At 51.3% G+C, this 18,718-nt stretch carries 13 protein-coding genes; 9 read left to right on the top strand and 4 right to left on the bottom strand.

Translation table 11 applies throughout. From position 1 onward, the window contains the following. Positions 1-26: 26 nt before the first annotated feature. Genes CLR69_RS10780 through CLR69_RS10770 form a run of 3 tightly spaced genes read left to right on the top strand, consistent with a single transcriptional unit; the run spans position 27 to position 3,279 of the window. Entirely contained in the window at positions 27-1,304 is a 1,278-nt protein-coding gene (locus tag CLR69_RS10780; RefSeq protein ID WP_129703258.1) for a nucleoside permease, read from the top strand. Further along, a complete protein-coding gene (locus CLR69_RS10775) occupies positions 1,301-2,302 on the top strand; it encodes an ADP-ribosylglycohydrolase family protein (protein WP_129712638.1) in 1,002 nt (333 codons plus the stop codon). The genes CLR69_RS10780 and CLR69_RS10775 overlap by 4 nt, the downstream gene beginning before the upstream one ends. Continuing rightward, the gene (locus CLR69_RS10770) at positions 2,302-3,279 is read left to right on the top strand and encodes a PfkB family carbohydrate kinase (protein WP_129712637.1); all 978 of its coding nucleotides are present in this window, start codon (positions 2,302-2,304) and stop codon (positions 3,277-3,279) included. Before CLR69_RS10775 ends, CLR69_RS10770 begins: the two co-directional genes overlap by 1 nt. On the opposite strand, the gene CLR69_RS10765 is transcribed toward CLR69_RS10770, so the two are convergent. Next, complete coding sequence (locus tag CLR69_RS10765) at positions 3,253-3,999, bottom strand: GntR family transcriptional regulator (RefSeq protein ID WP_129703264.1); 747 nt, start codon at positions 3,997-3,999, stop codon at positions 3,253-3,255. The genes CLR69_RS10770 and CLR69_RS10765 overlap by 27 nt on opposite strands. An 816-nt stretch (positions 4,000-4,815) precedes the next feature. Between CLR69_RS10765 and CLR69_RS10760 the strand changes: the two genes are divergently transcribed. Further along, positions 4,816-6,606 (top strand): methyl-accepting chemotaxis protein, encoded by a 1,791-nt coding sequence (locus tag CLR69_RS10760; protein WP_129703266.1) that lies wholly within the window; start codon positions 4,816-4,818, stop codon positions 6,604-6,606. A 93-nt stretch (positions 6,607-6,699) separates the two neighbouring features. On the opposite strand, the gene rdgC is transcribed toward CLR69_RS10760, so the two are convergent. Continuing rightward, a complete protein-coding gene (rdgC, locus tag CLR69_RS10755) occupies positions 6,700-7,629 on the bottom strand; it encodes a recombination-associated protein RdgC (RefSeq protein ID WP_129703268.1) in 930 nt (309 codons plus the stop codon). Between the two features lie 225 nt (positions 7,630-7,854). Between rdgC and mak the strand changes: the two genes are divergently transcribed. Continuing rightward, positions 7,855-8,766, top strand: a complete 912-nt coding sequence (gene mak / locus CLR69_RS10750) for a fructokinase (RefSeq protein WP_129712636.1) — start codon at positions 7,855-7,857, stop codon at positions 8,764-8,766. 3 nt (positions 8,767-8,769) lie between these two features. Here mak and CLR69_RS10745 read toward each other — a convergent pair whose 3' ends face one another. Both CLR69_RS10745 and sbcD read right to left on the bottom strand, forming a co-directional pair. Beyond that, complete coding sequence (locus CLR69_RS10745) at positions 8,770-12,453, bottom strand: SbcC/MukB-like Walker B domain-containing protein (RefSeq protein ID WP_129712635.1); 3,684 nt, start codon at positions 12,451-12,453, stop codon at positions 8,770-8,772. Further along, positions 12,450-13,676 (bottom strand): exonuclease subunit SbcD, encoded by a 1,227-nt coding sequence (gene sbcD / locus CLR69_RS10740; protein ID WP_129712862.1) that lies wholly within the window; start codon positions 13,674-13,676, stop codon positions 12,450-12,452. Before sbcD ends, CLR69_RS10745 begins: the two co-directional genes overlap by 4 nt. A 294-nt stretch (positions 13,677-13,970) precedes the next feature. On the opposite strand from sbcD, the gene phoB reads away from it, so the two are divergent. From phoB to CLR69_RS10720, 4 genes are all read left to right on the top strand, one after another. Then, on the top strand, positions 13,971-14,660 hold the full coding sequence (gene phoB / locus CLR69_RS10735) for a phosphate response regulator transcription factor PhoB (RefSeq protein WP_005975981.1): 690 nt from the start codon (positions 13,971-13,973) through the stop codon (positions 14,658-14,660). A 27-nt stretch (positions 14,661-14,687) separates the two neighbouring features. Then, complete coding sequence (phoR, locus tag CLR69_RS10730; protein WP_129703274.1) at positions 14,688-16,010, top strand: phosphate regulon sensor histidine kinase PhoR; 1,323 nt, start codon at positions 14,688-14,690, stop codon at positions 16,008-16,010. Between the two features lie 15 nt (positions 16,011-16,025). Then, on the top strand, positions 16,026-16,964 hold the full coding sequence (locus CLR69_RS10725; RefSeq protein WP_129712634.1) for a PstS family phosphate ABC transporter substrate-binding protein: 939 nt from the start codon (positions 16,026-16,028) through the stop codon (positions 16,962-16,964). A 241-nt stretch (positions 16,965-17,205) separates the two neighbouring features. Next, the gene (locus tag CLR69_RS10720; RefSeq protein ID WP_129712633.1) at positions 17,206-18,312 is read left to right on the top strand and encodes a cobalamin-independent methionine synthase II family protein; all 1,107 of its coding nucleotides are present in this window, start codon (positions 17,206-17,208) and stop codon (positions 18,310-18,312) included. The last annotated feature ends 406 nt before the right edge of the window (positions 18,313-18,718 follow it).

Raw genomic sequence — 18,718 nt, 5'->3', positions numbered from 1 at the left:
CTTACTCTGTCATGAAGGATGTAAATATGAAAACTACAGCAAAGCTGTCGTTCATGATGTTCGTTGAATGGTTTATCTGGGGAGCCTGGTTTGTTCCACTCTGGCTGTATTTGAGCAAAAGCGGGTTCACTGCGGGCGAAATCGGCTGGTCGTATGCCTGTACTGCGATTGCCGCTATTTTGTCGCCGATTCTGGTGGGGTCACTCACCGACCGTTTCTTCGCCGCACAAAAAGTGCTGGCAGTACTGATGTTCGCCGGAGCGATACTGATGTATCTGGCGGCGCAGCAAACGGAATTTATGTATTTCTTCCCGCTGCTGCTGGCGTATTCATTAACCTACATGCCCACTATCGCCTTGACGAACAGCATCGCCTTTTCGCATGTGGCCGATGTGGAGCGGGATTTCCCACGCATCCGAGTATTGGGAACGATTGGTTGGATCGCCTCCGGTATCGTATGTGGTTTTCTGCCGACGTGGCTTGGGTTTAGCGATATTTCTCCGACTAATATCCCGTTGCTGATTACTGCCGCCAGCTCTGCGTTGCTTGGTTTCTTTGCCTTTTTCCTGCCAGATACGCCGCCGAAAAGCACTGGCAAGTTGGATGTTAAAGTTATGCTGGGGCTGGATGCGATTGTGTTGTTAAAAGACAAAAACTTTCTGGTGTTTTTTGTCTGCTCCTTCTTGTTCGCGATGCCGCTGGCGTTTTATTACATTTTTGCCACTGGCTTCCTTACCGAAGTTGGCATGAAAAACGCAACAGGCTGGATGACTCTGGGCCAGTTCTCGGAGATTTTCTTCATGCTGGCGTTGCCGTTTTTCACCAAACGCTTTGGTATTAAAAAGGTATTGTTGCTGGGGCTGGTGACGGCGGCTATCCGTTACGTCTTCTTCGTCTACGGCGATGCTTACCACTACTTCACGTATGCGCTGCTGTTCCTCGGCATTCTGCTACACGGTGTGAGTTACGATTTTTACTATGTCACCGCCTATATCTACGTTGATAAAAAAGCGCCAGTGCACATGCGTACGGCTGCGCAGGGTCTGATAACGCTCTGCTGTCAGGGCTTCGGCAGCCTGTTGGGATACCGTTTGGGGGGCGTGATGATGGAGAAACTTTTCGCCCACGGTGAGCCGGTAAACGGCCTGACCTTTAACTGGACCGGCATGTGGCTTTTTGGTGCGGTGATGATCGCGATTATTGCGCTGATCTTTATCCTGCTGTTCCGGGAGTCAGATAAAGCGATCTCGACGATCGATGTAGAGGGTGCAAATCAGCATTTCAGTACAGAGGAAAACAAATGAAACAAGAACGTATTCTCGGTGCCTTATACGGCCAGGCTTTAGGGGATGCGATGGGTATGCCATCGGAACTGTGGCCGCGAACGCGCGTTAAAGCGCATTTCGGCTGGATTGATCGTTTTTTACCGGGTCCGGCGGAAAACAATGCAGCGTGTTATTTCGGCCGCGGCGAGTTTACGGATGATACCTCGATGGCGCTAAGTCTGGCCGATGCCATCATTGAATGCGATGGAGAGATCAATGCTGATGCGATTGGCCGCCACATCCTGAAGTGGGCGGAATCGTTCGATGCATTTAATAAAAATGTACTCGGCCCAACGTCTAAAATTGCGTTGAATGCGATCAGACAAGGTACGTCGGTAAGCGAGCTGGAAAATAATGGCGTCACGAATGGTGCCGCGATGCGGGCGTCCCCGCTCGGTTGCCTGCTGCCCACGCACAATCTTGATGCCTTCATTGAGCAGGTAGCGCTGGCCTCCAGCCCGACGCATAAATCCGACGTGGCGATTGCGGGAGCTGTTGTTATTGCCTGGGCTATTTCCCAGGCGATTGACGGAGCTGGCTGGCAGGATATCGTCGATGCGTTGCCGTCTGTGGCGCGGCGTGCTCAGGAAAAACGAATTACTACGTTTAGCGCTTCTCTTGCCGCGCGTCTGGAATTGGCTCTGAATATCGTGCGTAACGCAAACGGTACGGAAAGCGCCAGCGAGCAGCTTTATCAACTGATTGGTGCGGGAACGAGCACGATCGAATCTGTTGCGACCGCAATCGCAATGGTGGAGCTGGCGCAAACCGATCCAAACCGCTGTGCGATTCTGTGCGCCAACCTCGGGGGGGATACCGATACGATTGGGGCGATGGCGACGGCGATATGTGGTGCACTGCATGGGGTAACGGCGATTGATGCCGCGTTGAAGCAAGAACTGGATGACATTAACCAGCTTGATTTTCATCGCTATGCCAGCTTGCTACTGCAATTCCGTTCAGCACGGGAGGCGTGATGAAAGCCAGCAAACTTGCTGCAAAACTGGATGAATTAACGACACGTCAGCCGTTGACCATCATTGGGGCTGCGGTGATTGATGTGATTGCCGATGCTTATGCGTTGCCGTACCGCGGGTGTGATATCGAACTGAAGCAGCAAAGCGTGAATATTGGTGGCTGCGCCTTGAATATTGCCATTGCGCTTAAACGCCTTGGGATGCAAGCACAAAACGCTTTGCCTGTCGGGCAGGGCGTGTGGGCAGATATCATTCGTAATAGTCTGGAAAAACAGAACATCACCACGGTGGTTCAAACCGATTCGGGAGACAATGGTTGGTGTCTGGCGCTGGTTGAGCCGGACGGCGAACGTACATTTATGTCGTTCAGCGGCGTTGAAAACCAGTGGAGTGACAGCTGGTTAGCATCGTTATCCGTCGCATCGGGGAGTTTGATTTCTCTTTCTGGCTATCAACTGGCGGCACCGTGCGGTGAGCGTCTGGTAAGCTGGCTGGAAACCTTGCATAGCGTCACGCCATTTATCGATTTTGGTCCACGCATTGCCGATATCCCGGCAAACCTGATGGCGCGCATTATGGCACTTCATCCCGTGGTGTCCCTTAATCGTCAGGAAGCGGAAGTAGCGGCGGAAATGCTTGGTGTGTCGGCTGAGGCGCAAACGCTGGGGCGTGCCTGGAGGGAGAAATACTGTGCGCCAGTGATTATTCGTCAAGACAAAGCGGGGGCCTGGTATTTCGATGCGACGTCTGAGGGGCTCGTCGCACCGTTTCCGGCAACGGTGGTTGATACCATCGGCGCGGGAGACAGCCATGCGGGAGGGACGCTGGCAGGCTTGGCCGCTGGGTGGTCATTAGCAGACGCCGTCACGCTGGGGAATGCTGTTGCGGCTTATGTTGTGAGTCACCGGGGGGGCGATTGTGCACCCACCCAGACTGAACTTCGTGCTCAGTTACTCCTCGCAGACGAACACGTATAGATCGCTACGGCAATAGCTGATGCTGTATTCGATAGGCCGGTTCTGCTGGTCGAGCGCAATTTGCTTGATGACCAGAACCGGTACTTTATTATCAAGCTGAATGTGTGACTGAAACTCGGCGTCGGGCATACGTGCGCTGACGCGGCTGCGTGTACGCTGCGGATTGATGTTCTGGCTGCGAAAATAGTCATAAAGCGAGACGCCGATATCTTCAGCATCAGCGATCAGATCAACAGGGACATATGACTCTTCAATGGAAACGGCGTCTTCATCCACATAACGGATACGCTTTAACAGAAAAACCGAGGTTTCTGGCGCAATAGCTAATTGTTCGGCTACTTCCTTGCTGCTTTTTACGATTTGTTTGTTCACCCATAGCGTATTGGGCTTTTTGCCTCGTAGCACGACCTGTTGTGAAAAGCCGCGCGCTTCTTTCAGCGAATACTCAAAAATATTATTGATTTGTGTACCGTAGCCGCGCACGCGGGTAACAACACCTTCTTCTTCCAGCGTCTGCATAGCTTTGCGCACGGTAATGCGCGACACACCAGCTAACTGACTTAGGTCACGCTCTCCCGGCAGAATATTGCCATGCTCCAGCGCACCGCTGCGCACGGCATTTTTGACCGTTTCGGCAAATTTTAGGTAGAGCGGAGTATTGTCTGCTGCCGCAAAGCGCTGAGTAAGCTGTTCTATTAATTGAGTATGCGCGTGTTCCATTCTTCTCTGTTCCTGGTCTACCTGCGTAGAGTATTCATAATACCACTGGTATTATCGTCTCTGTACTTGTCATTCTTCAAGCTATCTGTGCCTTGGCTTCGTTCAAATACTCGGCCCGTCGTGGGCCTCGCTCTTACGGGCTAACGCGTCGCATTGTTCAAAACGAACTCGTTTGTCCTGAAACTCAAATGGTTAGTGTGGATACCTAAAATGGCAACGTTGCACTCCATTGTCAGACAATGGCATCTGCGATACGAAATGCACCGTAGGCTCTCGATGGGAGGGAATGTGTTAATGCAGATGTTCATTTTTGGTTGTTTATTCATCAATGATAAGTGATTTTATGTCGAAAAATTCCACTGCGTGGCCGCATAAAATCAAGTTTATTTATTAACCGGTAGCATATATCTCTAGCGTGTAATCTCTCGCTCTTTCTTGTAACGCTAATCATTAATTCCATATATGAGTTGTTTTATTTAATTATGTTTATTAATTAATAATATGAAAGAATGGATGGTTATTAAGAATTATCCCTAACTTGTTAAAATTTAATAAATAATGAGCCTTATCAATAATTTTTTATTATGGAAAATAATAAGTTTTTTATTCTTTATGGTTGTTTATTTATGGTGATTTACATTGGTTTTTTAGCGTATTTTTAATTACCCTACTTTTTTTACGTAATGGATTGGTTGAACGTATTAATTTTCAACGCAGTTTTTAAGATAAATGGCAGCTGTAGAATGTGATCGCATTCAAGTTTTATTTTGCTGTGCCGTTATGGATAGTATAACTATTCTACGCAAAGAGTATTTTATGCTGAAAACGACCCGTTCCCGCATTCTTGCGGCCTGTTCGACCATTGTTGTACTTTCGCTTGTTATTAATACCTTTCTTAATTACACCATAGCCAATAACGCCAATAAGGAATCGATCCAGAATACGCTGGATGCGGTTGCGACCAGCCATAGTATAGCGGTTAGCGACTGGGTTGCTTCTAAAACGCTGATGATCTCTGCACTGCATGACCGCGCTATACAGGATGAAGATCCTATTCCGCTGTTTAAACAGATTGTGGCATCCGGTGGTTTCCTGAACGTGTACATGGGCTACGCGAATGGCACTGCCAAATTTGCCGATCCTGGCGGTATTCCTGCCGATTACAACCCTACCATCAGACCCTGGTATCAGCAGGCGGTGAAAGAAGGCAAGCCGCTAGCGACTGCGCCGTACGTTGATATGGTAACGAATACGCTGGTGGTTTCTTTCGTCGCTCCGGTGCTGGAAGGAGGCAAGGTGAGAGGCGTAGTTGGTAGTGACGTCACGATGAAAAGCGTGATCGAAAACGTCAAAGCCATCAACCCAACTCCGGGGAGTTTCGGTGTGTTGATTGACCGTAACGGTACGATCATTGCGCACCCGGATGAAAAACTGACGCTGAAAAACATCACCGACATTGCCCCTGCGATTAATCTGAACGAGGTTCTTTCCGCTAATAGCGCTCACGATGTGGATTTTTCTGGGTCGACAAAGCTGGTGTTGGCAAAACCGATTACTGGCACGAGCTGGTATATGCTGGTGGCGTTGGATAAAGCGGAAGCCACTGCTGGCATGCGCTCTCTGTTGTCTACTTCTATCATCACACTGGTTGCTATTGCGCTGCTGGGAACGCTGATTATCGGTTTCATCATCACGTCAACGCTCAAGCGCCTGCTGCAAATCCGTGACGCAATGGATGATATCAGCAACGGCAACAACGACCTGACACAGCGCCTGCCTGATGAAGGGCATGATGAAGTGTCGCAAATTGCCCGCTCGTTTAATATTTTTGTCGATAAGATCAGTCAGGTAATGATTCAGATTCGGGATATCAGCGCATCGCTTCAGGTTGCTGCGGATGAGATCTCAGCAGGGAACAACGATCTCTCTGCGCGCACTGAATCTGCGGCGTCGAGTATTCAGCAAACGGCAGCGTCGCTGGAAGAGATCTCTGCTGCGGTGACGCAATCGGCAGGGTCTGCGCAGCAGGTTAACGCTAAAGCGCTGCTGCTCTCGAAAGATGCGGGGACGGGCGGAAAAGTGGTGTCTGATGTGATTGTCACGATGGAAGATATCGTGGTCGCGTCGGGTAAAATCGGCGACATTATCGGCGTGATCGATGGCATTGCCTTCCAGACTAACATTTTGGCGCTTAACGCCGCAGTCGAGGCCGCGCGAGCGGGTGAACAGGGGCGTGGTTTCGCCGTTGTTGCCGGTGAAGTTCGCAGTTTGGCACAGCGCAGTGCGCAGGCTGCAAAAGAGATTAAAGAGCTGATTGAATCGACGGTCTCCAGCGTCACCTCTGGCTCGGTGCAGGTGCGTCAGGCCAGCGACAAGATGAATGAAATTGTTGGCGGTGTGTCTACCGTGAGCACGGTGATGTCTGAAATTACACATGCAGCGGATGAACAAATGCGTGGCATCAACGAGATCAACAAAGCGGTAGCACAGTTGGATTCGATGGTGCAACAAAACGCTGCGTTGGTGCAGGAATCTGCTGCCGCGTCGGGCGCGTTGCAATCACAGGCTGAAGAACTGAACGCCGTCGTCGGGGCATTCCGGGTCTAACGGATTCAGAGACTGAGGGTGTTTTGCCCGCCAGAACGCTGGCGGGCAATCACCGACTGTATTAACAATCGATAGTATTAACAATCGATCGTATTAACGTTGGGCTTCGCCGCCCAGCGCTTCAATCAGATTTGCAATCAATGCTGCCAGCTCGCTGGTCATCAAAATGAAATCGGCATCAAACCGTTGAGCAAAATCTTCCCGATCGATGTCGTCATTCTGTTCCCGCAGCGTATCTGAGAACTTCAACCGTTTTACCGAACCGTCATCAGACAAGACCAGTTGAATGCGTTCCTGCCAGTCCAGCGCCAGCTTGGTGACTAGCTTGCCCGCTTCAATATGCACGGCAATTTCATCGCACACCAGATCCTGTTTTTTACAGCGGATCACGCCACCGTCTTCCAGAATCGCTTTCAGTTCTGCTTCATCCTGTAGCACGAAGCCTGCTGCTGGCTCACCGGAACGTACCCACTCAGTCAGCGTTAGCTCAATAGGGTTTTCCATTGTCAGTGGCACAACAGGCAGAGAGCCCAGGGTTTTGCGCAGTAACGCCAGCGTATCTTCTGCTTTTTTGGCGCTAGCGGCATCGACCATAATCAAGCCGTTAACCGTATCGATCCATAGCCAGACCTGACTGAAACGGCTGAATGCACGTGGCAGCAGGCTGTGCAGCACTTCGTCTTTCAGCGAATCTTTTTCGGTTTTTTTCAGCTTGCGGTGTTGCTCCGCTTCCAGACGTTCAATTTTTGCCTGAAGGGTTTGTTTGATGACGGGGGACGGAAGAATTTTTTCTTCTTTGCGAACGCAGATAACGATTTGCCCATTAACGACGTGCGTTAATGCATCGCTATGCGATCCCATCGGCGATACCCAACCCGTTTTCATCATATCCTGACTGCCGCACGGGGTGAACGCGAAGGCACTGAGCCGTTTTTCCATTTCATCCGCAGACAAAACGTTATCTTTGGACAGCACGCTGTCCCGGCTTAGGCGGTAAATCATTAAGTTTTTAAACCACAGCATGGTGTTATCCCTGACTGGGCGCGCAGGTTTGCACGCGGGTTTGTAACGTTGCGCGCATGATAACGAATTCGAGACCGTAATGTGGAATAAAATACCGCGATTCAGAGGAATACCTATCACGATTTGGGTGACAGTAGATTGCTTTCTCTGATTATCTCTATTAAGAAAGTTTTCAGGTCGGTGACAAACTTACGCGGGCCTATTTACAACACGTGGGGAGACATCATGAGAATCGGTATCGATCTGGGCGGGACGAAAACAGAAGTCATTGCGTTGGACGATGAGGGGCAAGAACGTTTTCGGCAGCGTATGCCGACGCCAAGAAATGACTATCCAGAAACGTTGCGGACTATTGCCACGTTGGTAGAGATGGCTGAAAAAGCAATCGGCTGTCGCGGTAGCGTTGGCGTGGGTATTCCCGGTACGCTGTCGCCGTTTACTGGTAAGGTAAAAAATGCCAACTCGACCTGGCTCAACGGTCAGGCGCTGGATCTCGATCTTGCCACGCTGTTAAATCGGCCCGTGCGGGTTGCGAATGATGCGAACTGCTTCGCTGTTTCAGAAGCGGTAGACGGTGCTGGAGCAGGAAAGCAGACCGTTTTCGCGGTCATCATCGGCACTGGCTGTGGATCGGGAATTGCGCTGAACGGTCAGGCTCACGTCGGCGGCAACGGTATTGCTGGTGAATGGGGGCATAACCCGCTGCCCTGGATGGATGAAGATGAACTTCATTATCGGCAGACAGTTCCCTGTTATTGCGGCAAGTCCGGCTGCATTGAATCCTTTATTTCTGGAACGGGGTTTGCACTGGATTACCAGCGTCTGAGCGGCCAGCCGCACAAGGGTGAAGCAATCATTGCCTTGGCAGATCAGGGTGATGCCATCGCAGAGCTGGCATTACAGCGCTATGAACATCGTCTGGCAAAATCGCTGGCACACGTGATTAACCTGCTCGATCCTGACGTGGTGGTACTGGGAGGCGGAATGAGTAATGTTTCTCGTCTTTATCAGACCGTGCCGGAAAAGATTAAACAGTGGATCTTCGGCAGCGAGTGCGAAACGCCTGTGCGGCAGGCCATACACGGCGACTCCAGCGGGGTTCGCGGAGCCGCCTGGCTATGGCCAAAGACGGAGTAAGGGCTAAACGGCGTACTGCGGTGCCAGTCGGCTGATACCCAGCCCGTTAACTTTCTGTACTTTGATCTGTACTGGAATTCGTTCTTTCATGGCTTCGACATGACTGATGACGCCGATGGTTTTACCGGAGGCGTTCAGGTTATCGAGCGCATCCAGCGCGATATCCAGCGTTTCGGCATCCAGCGTACCGAAACCCTCATCCAGAAACAGAGAGTCGATGCTGGCTCTATGGCTGACCAGATCGGATAGCGCCAGTGCGAGCGACAGGCTCACCAGAAAACTCTCGCCACCGGATAGCGTTTTTGTGTCGCGTTCTGCGTCTGCCTGCCAGGTATCCATCACCAGAAGTTCTAGCTCGCCACCGGGCTTACGTTTTAGCTGGTAACGATCGTGCAGGCGTGAAAGTTGGAGATTGGCGAGATAGATCAGATGATCCAACGTTAGTCCCTGAGCAAACTTGCGGAATTTGTCCCCTTTACTTGAACCGATCAGCGAGTTTAACGCATCCCAGTCGTCATACATTTTCTGGCTTTGGGCGATCTCGTTAAGCAAGGTCTGCTGGTTCTGGCGCTGTTGCCGATCGTCAGATAGCTGACGTTGGAATTCGCCTTGTTGCCTCAGATTGGCTTTCAGCGTGTCATCCTGTTCTGACAACCGCTGTTGCACAGATTCCTGCGTTGCTTCTTCTGGGAGGGATGCAGGCCGTTTTTGTTGCTGCTCAAGTAATGCCTGTTCAGCCTGGTGGTGAAGCGCCGCTGCCTGCTGCAAGCTTCGATACAGTTTCTCCTTCAATGCCTGCAAGGCCTGTCGCTCTTGCTCATCAAGCAGCGCATTCAGGAAGGCGGTTTCATCAGCAAAAGCACTGTGCTGCAAAGCCTGAGTAAAACGTTCAGTCGCACTGTCGCGTTGATGTGTACTCTGTTCATACTGCTGTTGCGTGCGGGTCAGTTCTCCCGTCAGGCGACTCAACGTCGTTTCGGTCTGCTGACGTGCTGACTGGGCTAACCGAAGTGCATCGTCATACTGCTGGCTGATTCGTTGTAGCTGTTCGCGCACATCGGCGATTTGCCTGTCACCGAAAAGCGCCTGCCGCGCTTGTTGGCTTATTTGGAGTGTGTTGTTGTGCTGCTCCAGCTGTTGCTGTTGCACCTGTAGCTGCTGTTTTACCTCGGTCACACTGAGGTTCAGATGCTGAAAATCGCTTTCCAGAGTGGCTAATAAAGGAATTAAGCGAGACTGCTCCTGTTCTTTGGTTTTCCAGTCTTGCCATTCGTTCTCGCGCTGAACCAACCAGCTATCTTGTGCTGCGGTTTCCGGTAGAAGCAGGCCCGCATTTTCCAGCGTCAGTGTGATTTCCTGAGTGTACTGCTCTAGCTGCCGCTGCACGTCTTGCAGTGATTGGACAATTTCTGCCTGTGAATCGTTTAGCGAGGTTTGTTGCTGGGCGTTTAGCGCAATTTTTTGGTCGAGTTCTCGCAGTAATGTCTCTGAAGCAGTCAGTGAATCCTTACTTTCCTGCCACCGCTTTTGCTGTTGTTCGCGAGCGGTAATCTGCTGGCGAATGTCTTGTTCTTCGGCCTCACTTTGTTCAAACCAAGCGGCAACCTCGTCCTGCTGTTCCAGCGTGTAGTTAACTTGTAAGCGCTTACTGACATCTTGCCACTGTTGTAACAGGGTTTGATGTTCGCTATCGAGCTGAGCGATGTCCTGTAGGAGTTGTTCCCGCTGTTGCTCTAGCGAGGTCAACCGAGCCGTCGTATTTGCCAGCGCCGTTGCTAATTGGCTCACTTCCTGCTGTAGCGCCGTTAGGCGCTTTTGGGTTTCGGATGGTTGCAGTGCCTGATAGCGTTCAATCGCCGGATGCTCGGTCGAACCGCACAGCGGACAAGGATCGCCAGCCTGTAGCCGTTGCCGTTCGGCTTCCAACTTAACGATACGCTCTTCCTGCCGGTACATTGTTTCCAGATCGGCCAGATGCTGGGTGCGCTGTTCATGCTCAGACTGTTGCTGTTTCTTTACGACTTCTGACTGGCTGATATGCCCTTGTATCTCATCTTGTCTGGCGAGATGCTGCTGTTTACGGGAATGAAGACGCTGGAACTGGTCGCTGATTGTCGCGAGCTGTTGGCGTGCGGTTCGCTGGTCAATGAGTTGGTTAAACCGCTGGAGCAGGGTGGAAAGTGGCTGTTGTGTTTCCTGATTTTTCCGTATCTCATCCTGCTGTGTGAACAACTCGCGCGCGGCATCAACGACGGTTTGTTGTTCACGCAGTTGTGCCGTCAGCGTTGCAGCCTCTTGCTGGATCGCTGCCGACTGTTCAACGTGCTGTGCCTGTTTTTGATTTAGCTTTTGTTGCTCGTCTTGAAGCTGGCGCAACTGCCGAAACTGTGCGCGCCACAGGGGAAGTTGCTCTCCCCACTGCTGGTGATGCGCGTGTTGCTGACGGTAAGATTGAATCTGTTCAAGCTGTTGTTTGGCCTGCTGTTTCTCCGCCGCTATCTGCGTTTGCTTGCTTTCGTCGGCTTGCAGACGACGCTGCGTTTTTGCCAGTTCGTCCTGCTGCTGGGCTTTTTGCTGAACCAGCGTGGCAATACGATGGTCAAGCGGCACAACCTGTTCGTTGATCAACAACTCTTGTTTCTGACGTTCCCGTTTATGGTCACTAACGTTCTGTTCCGCCTTTTCTTCCTGCTGGCGTAGCGTTGTCAAAGCCAACTGTTCTGCGCTCTGTTTCTCAGTCAGTTGTGCAATCTGCTGGGCAAGCGTAAGGGATTCCTGTTGATAGCGCTCTCTGTCCTGATGCAGTGGCCTCAGTTTTTCTGCCGGTTCGCTGTTGGCTAATTTTTCGAGCTGCTGCTTGGCCTGCTGAATGGCTGATTCAGCAGTCGCATGTTGCGCCTGCGTGTTAGTGAGCTGCGCTTGCCGCTGCGTCAATTGCTCAAACCAGCGAAGCGTAGTCAGTGCTTGCTCACGCTCGGCGTTGCTCTGTTGCTCTTGCTGGAGTAGCCCGGCAAGCTGTGTTTCTACCTGCTGACGCTGTTCATCGGTCAACAGCTGAATGCCCAAAGCGCGCGCCTGTAGCGTGTTCAACGCGATGTTTGCCTGTTTGTGCTTTTCATAGACGCGCTCGGAAATCAGTCCGTAAATATCCGTGCCGGTCAGTTCTTCCAGCAGTTCCGCTCTGTCGTCTGCTTTTGCGTTGAGAAACGCGGCAAATTGCCCCTGCGACAGCATCATGGATCGCGTAAAACGGCCAAAATCCAGTCCGGTGAGCTGCGTGGTCATCTCTTTCTTATCATTGAGCTTTTCACACAGAATTTTGCCGCCTTCAATGAGCGCCAGTTCGGCCTTGGGGGCCTGTAAATTCCCATCCGGTGAATTTCTAGCCCGACGCTGGCTCCAGAAAGCACGATATCCGACACCTTTAACCTCGAACTCGACCTCGGCGAGGCACTCCGCAGTGTTGCGAGTCATCAGATCGTTATTACCAGCGGAAAGCTGACCCAACCGTGGTGTTTCGTGATACAGCGCCAGACAAATGGCATCCAGCAGCGTGGTTTTTCCTGCCCCGGTTGGGCCGGTAATAGCAAATAAGCCGTTGCTGGAAAAGGGCTCCTGCGTGAAGTCGATCTTCCATTCGCCTTTCAGCGCGTTGAGGTTTTTTAAGCGCAGACTGAGGATTTTCATTTGGCAGGCTCGCTATTTTCCAATTCATCAATAACCTGATTAAACAGCGTACGAACGCGCTGTTGGCGGCCCTCTTCCATGTCTGTCTCCGTTGCCAAACGACGTTCAAAAACGTCATGCACACTCAATTCGTTTAGCGTTTCCTTGTCCTGTCGGATCATCGCCTGCAAACGCTGTTCGCGCGTGCGGCGTAGCAGAAGCACCTCAACGGGCAGGTTCTCGGTCATCGCTTGAACGCGCTTTTGCATGTCGCTCAGATAATCTTGCGTGCTGAGTTCGATATCCAGCCATACCGGTTTATCCCCCTGATAGTTCTGAAAGGTGGCCAGTTGCTGTTCAATGTCGCTCAGACTGCCTTTAATCAGCTGCATCGGCTGGGTTACGGGAATGGGCAGTATGTCTATTTGCGGTGGTGCATCGGGTATAAAGCTGACCAGACAAACGGATTTTTCGCTGCCGAGTTCATCAAAACTTAGCGGGATAGGCGAACCGCTGTAGCGGATGTGCTCACTTTGGGTCACGCGCTGTGGGCGGTGAATATGCCCAAGCGCAATGTAATCCGCAGGGGGAAAAGCCTGAGCGGGAAAGGCATCGAGCGTACCGATATAGATATCGCGCACGGATTCCGAAGCGGTTGCGCCAATCGTCGTCAGGTGCCCGGTTGCAATAATCGGCAGCGGTAAGCCAAGCTCGTCTCGCTTCTGACAAGCCAATTGGTAACACTGCTGATAGTGCGCAGTAATCGCTTCCTGTAGCGCCAGCTGTTTTTCATCACCGGATTGCCCAGCTTTACTGGTTAGCACATCACGCGGACGTAAAAAAGGAATCGCGCAGAGCAGGGCGCCGGGCTGCTGTTGACGATTTTCCAACAGCAGTACCTGTTGTGATGGATCGTCGCTGGCACAGGCAATCACCCGCGTGTTCAGACAGGCGAGCAAGCCACGGGATTCATTCAACATCGCGACAGAATCGTGGTTGCCGCCGAGAATGACGAGCTGGCAGCCAGTGCGCTGTAGCTCTACCACGAAGCTATAATACATTTCCCGCGCATAGCTGGGAGGCGAACCGTTATCAAAAATATCGCCTGCGACTATAATGGCATCGACATGGTGGTGTTCCACCTGAGCGATAAGCCAGCGCAGAAAAGCCTGATGCTCAGCGGCGCGGCTTTTGGTATAAAAATATTGCCCTAAATGCCAATCGGCGGTGTGGATAATGCGCATCGTGCTCTCTCGATATTCATGCCGTGTGGCGTTGGATGACGTTGTCATTGTCCATTATGTGAAATGGTGTGTCGTCGCATGGTGCTCTGTCACCGTAATGCCATGATTATATATAGCAGGGATGGTGGCTGTCGCGGTGGAATCAAACGTTTGGAAAGTGGCTCGAAGAATAGGATGTACGCGCTGTAACACCATGCGATGAGGGGCCGTGTGTTTTTCATAAATCTGTCATAAAACTGACGCATAATGCCTTTCGCCTGCTAACAGCGACGATGATTAACGACAGGATTAACAATGGCAAAACGCATATTAGTCGTGGAAGATGAAGCACCAATTCGTGAAATGGTCTGCTTTGTACTGGAACAAAATGGTTATCAGCCAGTTGAAGCCGAAGATTATGACAGTGCGGTAACGCAACTGTCGGAGCCTTTCCCAGAGCTGGTGTTATTGGACTGGATGCTGCCAGGAGGTTCGGGCCTGCAATTCATCAAGCATATGAAGCGCGAAGCACTGACGCGTGATATTCCGGTGATGATGCTGACCGCACGTGGCGAAGAAGAAGACCGCGTACGCGGGCTTGAAGTGGGAGCGGATGATTACATTACCAAACCCTTTTCACCCAAAGAGCTGGTGGCGCGAATCAAAGCCGTTATGCGCCGTATTTCACCGATGGCGGTGGAAGAAGTGATTGAAATGCGTGGCTTAAGTCTCGACCCTTCCTCGCATCGCGTGACGACCGAAGAGCACGCATTGGACATGGGGCCGACGGAGTTTAAACTGCTGCATTTCTTTATGACGCATCCTGAACGTGTTTATAGCCGGGAGCAGTTGCTGAATCACGTGTGGGGCACTAACGTTTATGTTGAGGATCGTACTGTCGACGTCCATATTCGTCGCCTGCGTAAAGCGCTGGAAACCAGCGGACATGACAAAATGGTGCAAACCGTTCGGGGAACGGGCTACCGTTTTTCAACGCGTTACTGAGGTGATCGTAACCGGAGAAACACTAACGTGCTAGAACGTTTATCCTGGAAAAGGCTGGCATTGGAGCTAGCTTTTTTTTGTCTACCCGCTTTACTGCTGGGGCTGATTTTTGGCTATCTGCCCTGGTTTCTGCTGGTCGCCGTTTTAGGCTTACTTTGCTGGAATTTTTATAACCAGCTCAAACTCTCTTACTGGCTGTGGGTCGACCGCAGTATGACGCCGCCGCCCGGCCGCTGGAGCTGGGAGCCGCTGTTCTACGGGCTCTATCAGATGCAGTTGCGTAACCGACGCCGACGCCGTGAATTGGCGCTCTTGATTAAACGGTTTCGCAGTGGTGCCGAATCTTTACCGGATGCCGTGGTGATCACCACTGAAGAGGGAACGATCTTCTGGTGTAATCATCTGGCGCAACACCTGCTCAACTTCCGCTGGCCGGAAGATAACGGGCAGAATATCCTCAATTTATTGCGCTACCCCGAATTTACTAATTACATGAAAGGACAAGATTTCAGCCGTCCTCTCACGCTGCAATTGAATAATTCCCATCATGTTGAATTCCGCGTGATGCCCTATTCCGAAGGGCAGCTACTGATGGTGGTGCGTGATATTACGCAAATGCACCAGCTAGAAGGCGCCAGACGTAACTTTTTTGCCAATGTAAGTCATGAATTGAGAACCCCGTTGACGGTGTTGCAGGGCTATCTGGAAATGATGCAGGAAGAAACGCTGGATACGGCGCTTCGCGGGAAAGCGTTGAATACTATGCAGGAGCAAACCCGACGCATGGATGGGCTGGTTAAACAACTGCTGACCTTGTCCCGCATCGAGGCTGCCACGGCGATCGATCTGAATGAAAAAGTCGATATTCCGCTGATGCTGCGCGTGTTACAGCGTGAAGCGCAGACCCTGAGCCAAGGGCGCCATGAGATCGTCTTTCGTGTGAATGAAAACCTCTGCGTGTTTGGTAATGAAGAGCAGTTGCGCAGTGCGGTATCCAATCTGGTGTATAACGCGGTCAACCATACGCCAGAGGGAACGCGTATCGAAGTCTGCTGGCAGAAGATCCCACAAGGTGCGCAATTTCAGGTCAGCGATAACGGGCCAGGAATTGCAGCCGAGCATTTGCCGCGCCTGACTGAACGTTTTTATCGCGTGGATAAAGCGCGTTCGCGACAGACGGGCGGTAGTGGGCTGGGGCTGGCGATTGTTAAGCATGCGCTCAGTCATCATGATTCCCGTCTGGAGATCATGAGTGAGGATGGTCTGGGATCACGTTTTGTCTTTACGTTGCCGAATCGGTTGATTGTCCCTACCTCTCTGGCTGAAAATACGGTGAAACCTTCAGCCTGACGGAAAATGCTATCCATGAAATCCGCCATACGTATTGCGGGCGCTTTTTTACTGCTGCTCAGCGCGTTTTGCTCCGCGCAGCCTCGTCAGATGCTGGCAGGTAACCTCTCCAGCGCGGGGTCGGATACGCTGGCTAACCTGATGGCCTTTTGGGCGGCGGATTTCAGCCAGCATTATCCGAACGTGAATTTACAGATTCAGGCTGCTGGGTCGTCCTCCGCGCCAACGTCTCTGGCATCAGGTGCCGCACAGCTCGGGCCGATGAGCAGGGCGATGAAGGCCAGCGAAATTGAGGCTTTTGTTCAGCATTACGGTTATCCGCCGCTGGCGGTGCCGGTGGCAATGGATGCGCTGGTTGTATTGGTTAATCAGGATAACCCCCTGTCCGGGCTGAATTTGTCACAGTTGGACGCGATCTTTTCGATTACGCAGCGCTGCGGTAACCACCAGCCGATAAAACACTGGGGTGACCTTGGGCTGCACGGCAGTTGGGAAAAGCGCACGCTACTGCGTTATGGGCGCAATTCTGCATCGGGAACCTATGGGTTCTTTAAGCAAAAAGCGCTATGCCGTGGCGATTTTCTTCCCCAAGTTAATGAGCTGCCAGGTTCCGCGTCCGTTGTTCAGGCGATTGCTGCATCAACCGATGCGATCGGCTATGCCAGCGTAGGCTTTCGTTCCAGCGGTGTAAAAATGCTGCCATTAGCCGCACAAGGCACCGACTACATTTATCCCTCGACTGAAAATATTCGCAGTGGCTTGTATCCCTACACCCGTTATCTCTACATCTATGTCAACAAAGCACCCGGACAACCGCTGGAAGCGCTGACGGCGGCATTTTTGGCGCGCGTGCTGTCTGAGACGGGACAATCGCTGGTGAATCAGGATGGCTACTTGCCGCTGCCGGAAGAAACGCGTCGTCAGGCGCGTCAACAGATTGGCCTGCCTGAATAACTTCTTTCTCTATGACGATTTGCGATATTTTCTTACTACATGAATTTTATTCATGTGATGTGAAAATTCTTCCATTGCCCTGCGATTCGCCACGTGACACGATAGCTTTAAATTTAGACGTCCAGATGGCCAAATAAGATTAAATGTAACTATCCCTCTGGGCAAATATTTCATATTGAAACTATCTGTCAGTACACTTATTTCCTGAAGATGAGTGCTGGCAACATGTCAGGAGCGACATATGGCGAACACTTTATCCCCTTTCCGTGCCGATATCGTCGGCAGCTTCTTACGTCCAGCAGCGATTAAGCAGGCTCGTCTTCAGCATCAGGTGGGCGAGATTGATGATGTCGCGCTGCGTAATATTGAAGATCGTGAGATTCTGCGGGTGGTAGAAAAGCAGCGTGAAGCGGGCTTGCAGGTTGTGACAGACGGTGAGTTGCGCCGTGCCTGGTGGCACTTTGACTTCTTTGCCGATTTGCACGGCGTGGAGCGCTACGAAGCCGATCACGGTATTCAATTCAACGGTATCCAGACCAAATCCCATGCGATTCGTGTCGTGGATAAAGTGAGTTTTAATCCTCAGCACCCGATGCTCGATCATTTCCGTTACCTGAACAGCATTTCTGGTGATGCCGTTGCTAAAATGACGATTCCTAGCCCGAGCGTGATGCATTTCCGCGGTGGCAGAAAAGCGATTGATGCGACGGTTTATCCCGATCTGGCCGAATACTTCGACGATCTGGCACAAACCTGGCGCGATGCGATTCACGCATTTTATGATGCGGGTTGCCGTTTCCTGCAACTGGATGACACCGTGTGGGCCTACCTGTGTTCTGACGATCAAAAACGCCAGATTCGTGAACGTGGCGAAGATCCGGCGCAGTTGGCACGGACCTATGCCGACGTCCTGAATAAAGCACTGGCTGATAAACCCGCCGATCTGGTTATCGGTTTACACGTTTGTCGTGGTAATTTCCGTTCAACCTGGATTTCTGAAGGCGGGTATGAGCCTGTTGCAGAAATTCTGTTTGGTGAAGTGAATGTCGATGCATTCTTCCTGGAATACGATACCGAGCGAGCGGGGGGCTTTGAGCCGCTGCGTTTTGTGAAGCCGGGTCATCAGCAAGTCGTGCTGGGGCTGATCACCACGAAGAACGGCGAATTGGAAGACGCTGAAGTTGTGCAGGCACGTATCGCGGAAGCGGCAAAGTATGTCGATCTTAGCCAGATTTGTCTGAGCCCGCAGTGTGGTTTTGCTTCAACGGAAGAGGGTAACAGCCTGACGGAAGAACAGCAGTGGAATAAGCTGAAGCTTGTCGTGGATATTGCCAATCGCGTGTGGTGATACCCATGAGGTAACCTTATCTCCATAATGGATAGACAGAGGCTGGATCATACGATCCGGCCTTTTTTATGGCCGTTATCCTGCTCTTCGCTCGCGACATTTTTGTGCAATATGTTTTTTTTATGATCGAACTACGCATTTTATGCCTATTTTTATCAGTTTTATTGCAGTGAAATATCGATAAATGCGCAAATCATGTGTCATGCAAATCATGATAAACCAATTTATATTCTTATTTTTTAGTGTAATTAGGCTAGATACTCTGGTTTTTAGATCTCCGCTTGTCTTTTTACGCTATAAACGTTTTACTTAGCACCCAATATGGCTGTGCAAAAAATAACTCCTCTATACTCGTCATACTTCAAGTTGCATGTGCGTTGGCTGCATCAGTCACCCGAATCACTTA

This window comes from Pectobacterium zantedeschiae (genome assembly GCF_004137795.1).
GTDB classification, from domain to species: Bacteria; Pseudomonadota; Gammaproteobacteria; order Enterobacterales; family Enterobacteriaceae; genus Pectobacterium; species Pectobacterium zantedeschiae.
Note: the sequence above shows the minus strand (reverse complement) of the source record. Positions and strands in the feature narration are given on the sequence as shown.

What these genes read in the sequence shown, in the direction of transcription:
- CLR69_RS10780 (WP_129703258.1), top strand. Translation starts at nt 27, where the DNA reads ATGAAAACTACAGCAAAGCTGTCGTTCATGATGTTCGTTGAATGGTTT.
- CLR69_RS10720 (WP_129712633.1), top strand. Translation starts at nt 17,206, where the DNA reads ATGGCGAACACTTTATCCCCTTTCCGTGCCGATATCGTCGGCAGCTTC.
- CLR69_RS10775 (WP_129712638.1), top strand. Translation starts at nt 1,301, where the DNA reads ATGAAACAAGAACGTATTCTCGGTGCCTTATACGGCCAGGCTTTAGGG.
- CLR69_RS10765 (WP_129703264.1), bottom strand. Translation starts at nt 3,999, where the DNA reads ATGGAACACGCGCATACTCAATTAATAGAACAGCTTACTCAGCGCTTT.
- CLR69_RS10760 (WP_129703266.1), top strand. Translation starts at nt 4,816, where the DNA reads ATGCTGAAAACGACCCGTTCCCGCATTCTTGCGGCCTGTTCGACCATT.
- CLR69_RS10770 (WP_129712637.1), top strand. Translation starts at nt 2,302, where the DNA reads ATGAAAGCCAGCAAACTTGCTGCAAAACTGGATGAATTAACGACACGT.
- phoB (WP_005975981.1), top strand. Translation starts at nt 13,971, where the DNA reads ATGGCAAAACGCATATTAGTCGTGGAAGATGAAGCACCAATTCGTGAA.
- mak (WP_129712636.1), top strand. Translation starts at nt 7,855, where the DNA reads ATGAGAATCGGTATCGATCTGGGCGGGACGAAAACAGAAGTCATTGCG.
- rdgC (WP_129703268.1), bottom strand. Translation starts at nt 7,629, where the DNA reads ATGCTGTGGTTTAAAAACTTAATGATTTACCGCCTAAGCCGGGACAGC.
- CLR69_RS10725 (WP_129712634.1), top strand. Translation starts at nt 16,026, where the DNA reads ATGAAATCCGCCATACGTATTGCGGGCGCTTTTTTACTGCTGCTCAGC.
- CLR69_RS10745 (WP_129712635.1), bottom strand. Translation starts at nt 12,453, where the DNA reads ATGAAAATCCTCAGTCTGCGCTTAAAAAACCTCAACGCGCTGAAAGGC.
- sbcD (WP_129712862.1), bottom strand. Translation starts at nt 13,676, where the DNA reads ATGCGCATTATCCACACCGCCGATTGGCATTTAGGGCAATATTTTTAT.